11 protein-coding genes are annotated in these 12,438 nt (G+C 62.2%); 6 read left to right on the top strand and 5 right to left on the bottom strand.

Features of this window, described 5'->3' with window-relative positions; all coding sequences use genetic code 11:
* Nucleotides 1-11 precede the first annotated feature (11 nt).
* Nucleotides 12-995, bottom strand: coding sequence for a heme o synthase (locus MTX36_RS22175; RefSeq protein WP_243621813.1), 984 nt, complete (start codon nucleotides 993-995; stop codon nucleotides 12-14).
* 218 nt (nucleotides 996-1,213) lie between these two features.
* Between MTX36_RS22175 and tkt the strand changes: the two genes are divergently transcribed.
* The 6 genes from tkt to MTX36_RS22145 all read left to right on the top strand — a co-directional run bounded on the left by tkt (nucleotide 1,214) and on the right by MTX36_RS22145 (nucleotide 8,861).
* Nucleotides 1,214-3,316 carry a transketolase gene (gene tkt, locus MTX36_RS22170; protein ID WP_243621812.1) on the top strand — a complete coding sequence of 701 codons (2,103 nt, stop codon included), beginning with the start codon at nucleotides 1,214-1,216 and terminating at the stop codon, nucleotides 3,314-3,316.
* Between the two features lie 5 nt (nucleotides 3,317-3,321).
* Entirely contained in the window at nucleotides 3,322-4,446 is a 1,125-nt protein-coding gene (gene tal, locus MTX36_RS22165; RefSeq protein WP_243621811.1) for a transaldolase, read from the top strand.
* A 4-nt stretch (nucleotides 4,447-4,450) separates the two neighbouring features.
* Nucleotides 4,451-5,995, top strand: coding sequence for a glucose-6-phosphate dehydrogenase (gene zwf, locus MTX36_RS22160; RefSeq protein WP_243621810.1), 1,545 nt, complete (start codon nucleotides 4,451-4,453; stop codon nucleotides 5,993-5,995).
* Nucleotides 5,995-6,903, top strand: coding sequence for a glucose-6-phosphate dehydrogenase assembly protein OpcA (gene opcA, locus MTX36_RS22155; protein ID WP_243621809.1), 909 nt, complete (start codon nucleotides 5,995-5,997; stop codon nucleotides 6,901-6,903). The genes zwf and opcA overlap by 1 nt, the downstream gene beginning before the upstream one ends.
* Nucleotides 6,896-7,636 (top strand): 6-phosphogluconolactonase, encoded by a 741-nt coding sequence (gene pgl, locus MTX36_RS22150; protein WP_243621808.1) that lies wholly within the window; start codon nucleotides 6,896-6,898, stop codon nucleotides 7,634-7,636. Before opcA ends, pgl begins: the two co-directional genes overlap by 8 nt.
* 304 nt (nucleotides 7,637-7,940) lie before the next feature.
* On the top strand, nucleotides 7,941-8,861 hold the full coding sequence (locus MTX36_RS22145; RefSeq protein WP_243621807.1) for an SDR family oxidoreductase: 921 nt from the start codon (nucleotides 7,941-7,943) through the stop codon (nucleotides 8,859-8,861).
* A gap of 18 nt (nucleotides 8,862-8,879) precedes the next feature.
* Here the strand turns inward: MTX36_RS22145 and MTX36_RS22140 are convergent, their stop codons facing one another.
* The 4 genes from MTX36_RS22140 to MTX36_RS22125 form a co-directional block, all read right to left on the bottom strand.
* Entirely contained in the window at nucleotides 8,880-9,590 is a 711-nt protein-coding gene (locus MTX36_RS22140) for a hypothetical protein (protein ID WP_243621806.1), read from the bottom strand.
* On the bottom strand, nucleotides 9,587-10,630 hold the full coding sequence (locus tag MTX36_RS22135) for a DUF916 domain-containing protein (protein WP_243621805.1): 1,044 nt from the start codon (nucleotides 10,628-10,630) through the stop codon (nucleotides 9,587-9,589). The genes MTX36_RS22140 and MTX36_RS22135 overlap by 4 nt, the downstream gene beginning before the upstream one ends.
* Before the next feature lie 105 nt (nucleotides 10,631-10,735).
* Entirely contained in the window at nucleotides 10,736-11,287 is a 552-nt protein-coding gene (locus tag MTX36_RS22130) for a hypothetical protein (RefSeq protein ID WP_243621804.1), read from the bottom strand.
* Between the two features lie 189 nt (nucleotides 11,288-11,476).
* Nucleotides 11,477-12,256, bottom strand: a complete 780-nt coding sequence (locus MTX36_RS22125; protein WP_243621803.1) for a DUF916 domain-containing protein — start codon at nucleotides 12,254-12,256, stop codon at nucleotides 11,477-11,479.
* Nucleotides 12,257-12,438 lie beyond the last annotated feature (182 nt).

Genomic DNA, 12,438 nt, shown 5'->3' with positions numbered 1-12,438 from the left:
GCACAGCAAATTCAGCTGAACATGCTGCCGATCGTCTGCAGCCCGAGTACCGAGTCGATGGCCAGGCCGACGAACAGCACGGACAAGTAGTTGTTGGACTGCAGGAACAGCTTCAACGGCTTGACCTCGGCGCCGCCGCGAACGCTGCGGTACAACTGGTGCCCCATGAGCAGGAACCAGGCACCGGCCAGCAGAGCAACGATGGCGTAAACCAGGCCGGCAGCGGGAACCAAGAGGAAGCTGGTGATAACCATGGCCCAGCTGTAGAACAGGATCTGCTTGGTGACGTGCTCTTCGGTCGCGATGACGGGGAGCATGGGAACGCCGGCAGCCTTGTAGTCCTCTTTGTAGCGCATAGCGAGGGCCCAGGTGTGCGGCGGCGTCCAGAAGAAGATGATCAGGAACAGAACAATGGGTTCCCAGCTGATCGAACCGGTGACAGCGGCCCAACCGACCATGACGGGCATACAACCCGCAGCGCCACCCCAAATGACGTTCTGCCAGGTACGACGCTTGAGCACCATGGTGTAGATCAGCACATAGAACGCGATGGTGATGACGATAAGCACGGCCGCCAGCAGGTTCGCGCGCCACCACAGCCACAGGAACGACGCCAGTCCGAGAACCAGGCCGAAGATCAGCGCATTGCGCGTCGGGACGGCTTCTCGTGCCAGCGGACGCTTGGCGGTGCGCTTCATCACCTTGTCGATGTCTGCGTCGACGACGCAGTTGAGGGAGTTGGCACTTGCGGCGCCCATCCATCCACCGAACAGGGTGCTCAGCACCAGCCAGAGGTCGACATTTCCGCGGTCTGCCATGAGCATCGCCGGAATTGTTGCTACCAACAGCAATTCGATGACTCGCGGCTTCGTAAGCGCGATGTACGCCAGAACCTTGCCCAATGCACGACCTAGAACCGAGTTCTGATTGGTCGCCCGCGGGGCTGCTCCGGGGCTGCCGAAGCCATGTCCGCTCGGCTGCTGCCCTGTCCGCACGTTCTCTCCTTGCACCACGCGTTACCGCACTATCTCTTCACGACACACTGCTGACACTTCTGATGGACTATCTAATTTTCTACTACGCACGATGGTAGACCGCAGCCTTCGTGGAACCGAATCGACCCGGACAGCTGCGACCATTAGGCTAGGTGACGCAGTGGAGGGACACCCCACCCCTCGCAATCCACGTACACAATGTCAGGAGACATCTGCCAGTGTCGATCACAGACGAGATCCACGTCCTCACGCAACCAGTCCATCCTTCGGACTGGACCGACCTGGACACCAAGGCTGTCGATACCGCCCGCGTGCTCGCCGCTGACGCGGTTCAGAAGGTCGGCAACGGCCATCCCGGAACCGCAATGAGCTTGGCGCCGTTGGCTTACACCCTGTTTCAGCGCGTCATGCGCCACGACCCGTCGGATGCAGAGTGGGTCGGGCGCGACCGCTTCATCCTCTCGTGCGGCCACTCGTCTCTGACGCTGTACACGCAGCTCTACCTGTCGGGCTACGGCCTCGAACTGGCAGACCTCGAAGCTCTCCGTACGTGGGGCGCCCTCACTCCGGGCCACCCGGAGTTCGGTCACACCGTCGGCGTCGAGATGACGACGGGTCCGCTGGGCCAGGGCCTCGCGTCCGCTGTGGGCATGGCGATGGCTTCACGCCGCGAGCGTGGACTGTTCGATCCGGAGACCCCGGTCGGCGCCTCGCCTTTCGACCATCACATCTACGTGATCGCATCGGACGGTGACATCGAAGAAGGTGTCACGTCTGAAGCGTCGTCGCTGGCGGGTGTCCAGGAACTGGGCAACCTGATCGTCTTCTACGACGACAACAAGATTTCCATCGAGCACGACACCGCCATCGCTCTCGGCGAAGATGTCGGCAAGCGCTACGAGGCATACGGCTGGCACGTTCAGCGTGTCGAGGGCGGCGAGAACGTCTCCGGCATTCTCGACGCAGTTGCTGCGGCCAAGTCCGTCGTCGATCGTCCGTCGATCATTTTGCTGCGCACCATCATCGGTTTCCCGGCACCGAAGAAGATGAACACCGGTGACGTTCACGGTTCTGCTCTGGGTGCTGAGGAAGTTGCGGCAGTCAAGGAAGCTCTCGGCTTCGATCCGTCCAAGTCGTTCGACGTCGACGCCGACGCTCTGGCTCATGCCCGTGAGGTTGTCGCGCGCGGCGCCGACGCACACAAGAGCTGGCAGGTCGAGTTCGACGCCTGGGCAGCGCGTGAGTCCGAGGCCAAGGCACTCTTCGATCGTCTCCACGCCGGCGAGTTCCCGGCGGGCTGGGCTGACGCTCTCCCGACGTACGAGCCCGACGCCAAGGGTGTTGCCACCCGTAAGGCTTCCGGATCTGCGCTCAACGCGCTGGGCCCGATCCTGCCTGAGCTATGGGGCGGTTCCGCTGACCTCGCGGGCAGCAACAACACCACCATCAAGGGCGCCGATTCGTTCGGCCCGTACTCCATCTCCACCAATGACTGGAACGCGAAGCCTTACGGCCGCACGCTCCACTTCGGTATCCGTGAGCATGCGATGGGCTCGATCCTCAACGGCATCGCACTCCACGGCCCGACCCGCCCGTACGGCGGAACATTCATGGTGTTCTCCGATTACATGCGTCCGGCCGTTCGCCTGGCTGCATTGATGAAGACGCCGGTCACGTACGTCTGGACCCACGACTCCATCGGCCTGGGCGAAGACGGCCCGACGCATCAGCCGATCGAGCACCTCGCTGCTCTGCGCGCTATCCCGAACCTGTCCGTGGTGCGTCCGGGTGACGCCAACGAGACTTCGTTCGCCTGGCAGGCAGCTCTCGAGCACAAGACCGGTCCTACGGCTCTAGCACTCACCCGCCAGGACGTCCCCGTTCTCGAAGGCACCCGGGAGAAGGCAGCCGCCGGCGTCAAGCGCGGCGCGTACGTGCTGGCCGATGCCGCCAACGGTGCACCCGAGGTCATCTTGCTGGCCACCGGTTCCGAGCTGCACCTCGCTACCGAGGCTCGTGAGACCCTCGAAGCTCAGGGCGTCGCCACTCGCGTCGTTTCTGTTCCTTGCCTCGATTGGTTCCTCGAGCAGGATCAGGCGTACCGCGACGAGGTCATTCCGCCCGCTGTCCGCGCACGCGTGTCTGTCGAAGCCGGCATCGCGATGCCGTGGTGGCGCATTCTCGGCGACGCCGGCCAGGCCGTCTCGATCGAGCATTACGGCGCTTCTGCCGATTACAAGACCTTGTACCGGGAGTTCGGCATCACCGCCGACGCGACTGTCGAAGCCGCACAGCGCTCCCTCGCAGCTGTGAAGGGATGATCTCGATGACACAGAACGTGAACACCGAAAAGCTTACCGCTGCAGGCGTTTCCATCTGGCTGGACGATCTATCGCGAGATCGAATCCAGTCCGGAAACCTGCAGAACCTCATCGACACCAAGTCGATCGTGGGTGTCACCACCAACCCGTCGATCTTCCAGGCCGCTCTCTCCAAGGGCTCGGATTACGACGCTCAGGTTCGTGAACTCGCCCAGAGCGGCGCCGATGTCGACGCCACCATTACGGCAGTCACCACTGACGACGTCCGCGCAGCGTGCGACATCCTGACACCGCAGTTCGAGGCCTCCAACGGCGTTGACGGCCGTGTGTCCATCGAGGTAGATCCTCGTCTGGCACACGACACCGATGCGACTGTTGCGCAGGCAATCGAACTGCACAAGATCGTGGACCGTCCGAACGTTCTCATCAAGATTCCCGCGACGCTGGCCGGCATTCCCGCCATCGCCAAGGTGATCGGCGAGGGCATCAGCGTCAACGTCACCTTGATCTTCTCGGTCGAGCGTTACGAAGCCGTCATGGGCGCATACCTCGACGGTCTGGAAACAGCCAAGGCTGCCGGCCGCGACATCTCGTCCATCGAGTCTGTCGCATCGTTCTTCGTCTCCCGCGTGGATTCCGAGATCGACAACCGCCTGAATGCCATCGGCACGCCGGACGCTCTCGAGCTTCGTGGCAAGGCCGCTCTGGCCAATGCCCGTCTGGCGTACAACGCGTACCAGCAGGTTTTCGAGGTCGCGCCGCGATTCCACGCTCTCCTTGCTGACGGTGCCAAGGCGCAGCGTCCCCTGTGGGCGTCCACCGGCGTCAAGAACACCGCCTACCCGGACACGCTCTACGTCACGGAACTGGTTGCACCCAACACGGTCAACACCATGCCGGAGAAGACGCTCGACGCGCTCGCCGACCACGGCGACGTCACGGGCGACACCATCTCCGGCACGGCTGCAGCTTCTCAGGCGATCTTCGATCAGCTTGTGGCCGTCGGCATCGATCTCACGGACGTGTTCAACGTTCTCGAGACCGAGGGCGTCGACAAGTTCGAGGTGTCCTGGAACGAACTGCTCGAGGCCACGGCCGAGCAGCTCCGCGTAGCAACCCAGAAGAGCTGAGCCGGTGAGCGATTCCGCGGCGGCAGCAGATTGGGTCAATCCCCTCAGAGACAGCACGGACAAACGTCTTCCGCATATCGCCGGGCCTTGCGCCCTGGTGATTTTCGGGGTCACCGGCGACTTGGCCAGACGCAAGCTGATGCCGGCAATTTACGACCTTGCCAACAGAGGACTGCTGCCGCCCGGATTCGCTCTGGTCGGGTTCGCCCGGCGTGACTGGACTGACGAAGACTTCGCCCAGGTAGTGCTGGACGCAGTCAAGGACGGTGCCCGCACCAAGTTCCGTCAAAGTGTGTGGGAACGCCTGGCCGACGGCATCCGTTTCGTCAAGGGCAACTTCGACGACGCCGAAGGTTTCACGAACCTGACCAACACGTTGGCGACGCTCGATTCCGAGCGTGGCATCGGCGGCAATCACGGCTTCTACCTGGCGATTCCCCCGGACGACTTCCCACAGGTTCTCGAGCAGTTGTCGGCATCCGGGCTCGCCCAGGCCGAAGAGGGTCAGTGGCGACGCGTCGTCATCGAGAAGCCGTTCGGTCACGATCTCGAGAGTGCTCGTGAACTGAACGCAGTCGTGAACAAAGTGTTCCCCGAGGACACGGTCTTCCGTATCGACCACTACCTCGGTAAGGAAACCGTTCAGAACATCCTGGCTCTGCGTTTCGCAAACCAATTGTTCGATCCGATCTGGAACGCGCACTACGTCGACCACGTGCAGATCACCATGGCCGAGGACATCGGTCTCGGCGGCCGCGCGGGTTACTACGACGGCATCGGCGCTGCTCGCGACGTCATCCAGAACCATCTGCTTCAACTGTTGGCGTTCACCGCAATGGAAGAGCCGATCAGTTTCGAGCCGCTCAACCTGCAGGCCGAAAAGATTAAGGTTCTTTCCGCCACCCGTCTCGCCGAGCCACTCGACGAGACCACGGCCCGCGGTCAGTACGCGGGCGGCTGGCAGGGCGGTCTGCCCGTCATCGGACTCCTCGAGGAGGACGGATTCGCAGCCGATTCCACCACGGAGACGTTTGCGGCCATCACCCTCGAAGTGGATACCCGCCGTTGGGCCGGTGTTCCGTTCTACCTGCGCACCGGTAAGCGTTTGGGGCGTCGTGTCACGGAGATCGCGGTGGTATTCAAGCGTGCGCCGCACCTGCCGTTCGACAAGACCATGACCGAGGATCTCGGTCAGAACGCACTGGTCATCCGCGTGCAGCCTGACGAGGGCGTCACCATGCGGTTCGGTTCCAAGGTTCCGGGATCGAGCATGGAAGTCCGCGACGTCAACATGGACTTCTCCTACGGCCAGGCCTTCACCGAGTCCTCTCCGGAGGCGTACGAGCGACTCATCCTCGATGTTCTGCTCGGTGAGCCGTCACTGTTCCCGGTGAACGCCGAAGTCGAATTGTCTTGGGAGATCCTCGATCCCGTCCTCGAACATTGGGCCGCCGGCGGTAAGCCGGAACCCTACGAGGCCGGCACGTGGGGACCACCCTCAGCCGACGAGATGATGAACCGCACCGGACGCGAATGGAGACGACCCTAGTGATTCTCGATTTGCCGTCCACCACAACGGTTCAGGTCAGCAAAAAACTGGTCGAGCTGCGTAAGACCGGCGGCGCGGTCACGTTGGGTCGTGTGTTGACGCTTGTCGTCTGCACCCGTGACACCGGCAACGCCGAAGAAGCGATCGAAGCCGCCAACGAAGCAAGCCGCGAGCACCCGTGCCGCGTCATCGTGCTCCTGCGCGGCGACGAGCAGAGTGAACCCCGTCTCGACGCGCAGATTCGCGTCGGCGGCGACGCCGGTGCCTCGGAAGTTGTGGTGTTGCGTCTCTACGGTCCGCTCGCGGATCACGAGAGCAGCGTTGTCATCCCATTCCTGCTCCCCGACACACCGGTCGTCGCGTGGTGGCCTCTCGAGGCTCCCGAGATTCCCGCCAAGGATCCGGTGGGCAAGCTTGCGATCCGTCGTATCACCGACGCCACCGGCGCACCCGATCCCACCGCCACCATCAAGGCTCGACTCGCGTCGTACACCGCGGGTGATACCGACCTGGCGTGGAGTCGCGTGACGTACTGGCGTGCACTTCTGGCGTCGGCACTCGATCAACCGCCGCACGAGAAGATCGTCTCGGCAGTGGTATCCGGCCTGAAAACCGAACCGGCACTCGATATCTTGGCCGGCTGGTTGGCTGCCAAGATCGACGGTCCGGTGTACCGCCGCACGGGCGAACTGTGTGTCGAGATGAAGCTCGAAACACGAAGCATCTCGATCAGCAGGCCTCAGGAAGGCACGACGGCGACCCTGATCCGCACAGGTCAGCCGGATGCACTCGTCTCGTTGGGTCGCCGCGAAACCCGCGATTGCCTGGCCGAGGAATTGCGCCGACTCGATCCCGACGAAATCTACGAAGAGGCTTTGGCCGGTTTGGAGAAGGTTACCTATGAGTGATGTTGTCGTCGAGAAGTTTTCGGACGCAGGACAGCTCGTCGATGCAGCTGCAGCGCGTCTGGTGGCAACGATCGTCGACGCCCAGAAGGCTCGAGGCTTCGCTTCCATCGTCCTGACCGGCGGCGGTACCGGCATCGCATTGCTCGAGAAGTTGCGCAAAGCTCCCGGCGACATCGACTGGGCGCAGATCGACCTGTACTGGGGCGACGAGCGTTTCCTTCCCGCCGGCGATCCTGAGCGCAATGAAGTTCAGGCCCGGGAAGCTCTCCTCGATCACGTTCCGGTCGATCCGGAACGTGTTCATCCAATGCCAGCATCAGATGGTATCTACGAGGGCGATCCGCAGGGCGCAGCAACGGCATACGAGCAATTGCTGGGTGCGCAGGCACACGGAAATCAGGTTCCGACGTTCGATGTCCATCTCCTTGGCATGGGCGGCGAAGGGCACATCAACTCACTGTTTCCCGATACCGATGCCGTTCGCGAACAATCTCGATTTGTTGTCGCGGTCACAGACTCCCCCAAGCCCCCGCCGGTTCGCGTCACCCTGACCTTGCCCGCTGTTCAGCGCGCAAAAGAGGTGTGGCTGCTGGTCTCGGGCGCAGCAAAAGCCGAGGCTGTTGCAGCCGCTGTCGGCGGCGCCGCAGCGGTGGACTGGCCCTGCGCCGGTGCCACCGGTTTGGTAGCCACTCGCTGGTTCCTCGATTCGGACGCTTCATCGCAGTTGTCCTGATCTTCGATTCACACCGACTGGGAGTCGTCCTCGGGCGACTCCCGGATCGGCGGAACGTCCGCGGCGCGGCAGATTTCAGCTGATCGAAATGCCGCTAGTCTCCCCGAGTTTCGCCGCGACACAACCGAACTCATCGACGAGACACCATTTCTCCAGTGGGCACTGTGCCCCACACAACGATTCATGTTCCCCCCGGTCCACGTTCTTTCAGTAGTCATAAACTTTGACGCGCCGTCGGCCCTTTCGGTTCCTCGAACCGCACGAGGCCTTGAAACGAATCGGCTACTGCGAGAAGAATCAACCGATGACGTGGTCACTGAATGCAGATGCCCTGCGCGGGCGCGTAGCAGTTGTAGCCGGAGCAACCCGAGGCGCGGGCCGCGGAATTGCCGCAGCCTTGGGGGAAGCGGGCGCAACAGTCATCTGTACCGGCCGGAGTAGTTCCACGGGCATACTTCAGTCCGACTATCCACGTAGCGAAACCATCGAAGAGACTGCGACGCTGGTCAACGAGTTGGGCGGCGTCGGAATCCCGATTGCCGTCGATCACCTCAAGAGCGCTCAGGTGTCGCACCTGGCGGAACGATTACGCGCCGATTTCGGCCACATCGACATTCTCGTCAATGACATCTGGGGTGCAGAACTACTCAAGGGCGGGCCCGACGAGTGGAACACACCGGTCTGGGAGCACGATCTGGACCGAGGATTTCAGATCCTGCGCCTGGCCCTGGACACCCACATCATCACGTCGCACCATCTCTTGCCTCTGATGATCGACCGACCAGGCGGCCTGGTGGTCGAAATGACCGACGGCACTACCGAATACAACGCGTCAAACTATCGAATATCCGTGTTCTACGACTTGGCAAAAGTGTCGGTGAACCGACTCGCGTACTCGCAGGGTCACGAACTCGCACCATTCGGTGGTACCGCAGTAGCTCTCACACCCGGATGGTTGAGGTCGGAGATGATGCTCGACAACTTCGGTGTCGCAGAATCGAATTGGCGAAATGCACTCGATCCAGAGCGCGAAGGACCCACAGCTCCCCCAGATTTTGCGCGGTCGGAATCCCCTCGGTTTGTGGGTCGAGCGGTTGCAGCCCTCGCCGCAGATCCGGAACGCGCCCGGTGGAACCAGTGCTCGGCCAGTTCCGGCGAACTAGGCGTCGAATACGGTTTCACCGATATCGACGGCACACGGCCCGATTTCTGGCGAACCGCCTGACATCGCCGGGAAATCCGGTCAGTACACCGAGTGTGTGATGGTCATGGAGTAGTTGTCCGGTGCCACATCGGCGGGAATTGCGACCCCCACGTCCGATGTCCAGCGTGCATCGGGGCAGCTCTGTGTGGACGTCGCCACGGTCGTGGCCTGCACTGTCAGCGGCATTGTTCCACTCGAGGAACTGCATGCGGTGTCGGACGCGCGATAGTAGGAATCTGGGCCGGGCGTAAAACTGCCACCGCCGCTGCCATGCGCGTCCGTGGTCTTGACATCGACATTCCACCCTGTGGACAGGGGCCGCGTGTCCTCCACCTGGACCGTCATCTGTCCGCTCACGACACCGCCCGGCTTCGGTACCGCATTCAACACCAGCGGACCCGTCGACACTGTGAGTCCGCCGGTGACCTCATGCTTGTCGACGCCTTGGACTGGTGTCGCGCTCGTGGTCGGTGACACGGTGGCCGTGGGGTCTTCGTCGGCGCTCGTTGTGGGCTCATCGGAATCGGGTGTCGGCACGCGAGTGCGGGTGGCCTTCGGCGTTGTTGTCGCCGATGTTGCGCTGGGGGTTGTCGTTTCCGATTCCGATTCGATCGGAGTGGATGTCGCGGTGGTGGTCGACGCCGTTGGCTCGGCCACCGCCGCTGGGGCACTGGCAAGTACCAGTGCCCCAGCGGCGGCGAGACCAACCAATAGTGAAACGGAACGGCGTGCGGAGTGGGAATGCATCACGGCAGCTCTGCCCCTTGCGAACTGTCGCTGTGAGCAGCATGAGCTGCGGTGCGGCGGCGACGGATCACGAAGAATGCGGCGGCGACAACCAGGACAAGTGCCGCAATGACGCCAAGGATCGCACCCCACGGCATCGAGCTGGATTCGCTGACGGAATCACCAATTCCCTTGTCCGGGAACGTAATTTCTACTGATGAATCATGCTTGTTGAAGCCGCTCTCGAGTTTCACAACTCCCTGCCAAGGCCCGGCAGGGAGCGAGGCACTGTTCGGCAAGGCAAAGACAACCTCGCCGCCATCACCGGGCACGATTGTTGTCGTCTTCGCGCTCACAGTGTTTGCCGTGAGCCCACCCGGCCCGTCGGTGAGGTCCAGCGTGCCGGACACATCGATTGCCCGCCCACCGGTGTTTTCGACGTTCGCAACCACCGTTGCGTTGCCGTCGGCATCACGCTGCGGGGTGAGACTGGCGATCGTGAAATCTGATGGTGGGCCGTTCCCTTCACCAACAGACAGGTAAACACGGACTCCGACTCGGGAGACAACCTGGACTTGATCACCAGGTGCGGACGCCGGCTGGGTAGACGCCCAAATCACACCGAACTGTTCCACCTCCGGAGCATCGGCGGGCACAGCGATGGCAACCGTGACGTCCTCGGACTGACCGTCATCGAGTTGCAGTTCCGACTTGTCGAGGGCAATCCAGGAGGTCAACGCCGTATCCACGCCGCGATTCTCCGGAGTGAATGCACTGTCGACGATCTTGGCAGACCCGGCGTACACGTCCAGGGAGGCCGGCGCTCCGGTGTTGTTGGTGACACGAACTTGATGCGTGATCGTCTTGCCGGGAGGCACATTGTCGGTGATGTAGATATTCGCGCGCGGGTCGTCTTTGAGACTGCTAGCCACGTCGAGAAGGGAAATCGTGACCGAACCCGATGACGCACCGCTACCGTCGCCCTGACCTGGGTCAGCAAGCGCCACGGCGGGAGCGCCGACGATCAGCACGGCGGCGGCCATCAGAGCGAGTAATGCACGCATAAATCACCTTCCATAGCTGTTCGGGGCGCCACGATCGGCGCCCCGAACAGTTGATTCTGGCCGTCGCTGACTATTACTGCGACGGCAAGTACGACAGTCCTGAAACTAGACCGCGGACAGCGTCAGGGTGGCCTTGTACTGTCCCAGTGCGACGGACGCCGGAATGTCGACGGACAGAGCATTCACATTGGGCACTGTCGCCGCTTCCAGCCACGCTCCCGGAATACGGTTCGAGCGCGTGATGACAACCGTGGGGGTGTTCTTGAGCTGAGTACTCACGACGGGGGCAGAGCCTCCGCCGATCAGCCCGAGCACGCTGTTCGGCGTATAGGTCGCATTGGTGGCCGGGATCTTCATGGCTGGATTCGACACATTGACGAAGTCTTCAAGTGCGAGGGAAGCGTTCCAACCAGTCGCGCCACCGCGGGAGTCTCCGATACCGAACAGGGTCAGGCTACCCTTCGCCGTGGTACCCAGCGATTGAAGCGCGAGGGTGCTCACCGGTCCGCCGATACTCACCGAGAGGCCGCCACCTGCTGCCGCTGTCACGGTGAAGTCGACAACCTGGTTGTCAGTAGCAGCATTCGCGACGGCGCCCGGGATCAGCAAGCCGGCGGTGGCGGCAATGGCCGCCGCGGCGATGAGAGTCTTACGCATGTTTCCTCTTCTCTTAGGCGATTCCGGAGAACTCCGGAGGCCTGATGTGGAGCGCTCGGGTCGCCATGATCTTCATCTTCGCGCCCCTACGGCCGACCCGAGCGGCCATGTGCGGGCAACTAGTACTTACTAATTTCACAACGAAACGAATCGCGCGACGTCGTGGGAAAGCCCGGCGTCAAGTCGGAGTTACGAACCAAATCCCAGCGACCCCAGCGACCCGGATCCGAGCGATCCGAGCGATCCTGTAGCGGGCGAGTCCGCATTCGGAAACGTGATGTTCTTTTTGAGGCCATGGGTGAAATACCCATTCTTCAAGCGGGTATCTGCCGTCCACGGACCGTTGGGCAGCGTTGCACTGTTCGGGATCACGAACACCACAGTTCCGCGGCCCCCCGCGGCGAGGGTGGTCGGCTGAGCCGGCACCACGTCAAGCCACTGGCCGCCCGGTCCGTCGGTCAGATGCAGCGTGCCCGTCATGTCTACGGAATGGTTACCGGTATTGGTCACCGAGGCGGCGATCACGGCAGTGCCATCCGACTGGCGCTGCGGAATGAGGTCGGTGACCAGGAAATTGGCCGCCGGTCCGTTGGTGCCTCCCACCGTCACGTCCATGCGCACGCCCACCCGAGTATTGCCGATCGCCGCCCAGATCGATCCGTACAAAGCTGCGGACGGCGCTGTGGACGGAACCTTGATGGTGACCGTCACGTCCTTCGCGGCGCCGTTCGCCAGGGAGACAGTGGGCTTGTCAACGCTGGTCCAGGTGGAGAGCGCGTTTGTCTCTCCCGCGTTTTCCACGTTGAACTTTCCGTCGTCCATAGTGGCGGGACCGGCGTACACGGAAATATCCTGGGCTGCACCTGTGTTGTTAGTTACCCGCACCTGCCGGGTGACCGTATCTCCCGGGTTGGGGGTCGCAACGATATAAGGCTGTCCGGGCGCGGCGATCAAACCGATGCTAAACATGTTCGCAATGCCGGCAGTTGGCTGCACCGGCAGCGCAACTGCCGCAGCGGGCGCGCTAACCTCGGGCTTTCACGGTAATACGCGGTAAACCCGTGTCACCAACAAAGATTGGTGCCCTTACCTGGGATAATTCGACTTGCGACAGTTGAAAAATTCCAGAAACAAGGAGCACCAATCTGGTG

The organism is Rhodococcus sp. ARC_M6 (assembly GCF_022810305.1).
GTDB lineage: Bacteria > Actinomycetota > Actinomycetes > Mycobacteriales > Mycobacteriaceae > Rhodococcus_F.
This window is presented reverse-complemented; position numbering and strand designations above follow the sequence as displayed.

Bases quoted from the DNA above. Each gene is read 5' to 3' on its own strand.
- tal (WP_243621811.1), top strand. From the start codon at position 3,322: ATGACACAGAACGTGAACACCGAAAAGCTTACCGCTGCAGGCGTTTCC.
- pgl (WP_243621808.1), top strand. From the start codon at position 6,896: ATGAGTGATGTTGTCGTCGAGAAGTTTTCGGACGCAGGACAGCTCGTC.
- MTX36_RS22145 (WP_243621807.1), top strand. From the start codon at position 7,941: ATGACGTGGTCACTGAATGCAGATGCCCTGCGCGGGCGCGTAGCAGTT.
- MTX36_RS22135 (WP_243621805.1), bottom strand. From the start codon at position 10,630: ATGCGTGCATTACTCGCTCTGATGGCCGCCGCCGTGCTGATCGTCGGC.
- MTX36_RS22130 (WP_243621804.1), bottom strand. From the start codon at position 11,287: ATGCGTAAGACTCTCATCGCCGCGGCGGCCATTGCCGCCACCGCCGGC.
- MTX36_RS22125 (WP_243621803.1), bottom strand. From the start codon at position 12,256: ATGTTTAGCATCGGTTTGATCGCCGCGCCCGGACAGCCTTATATCGTT.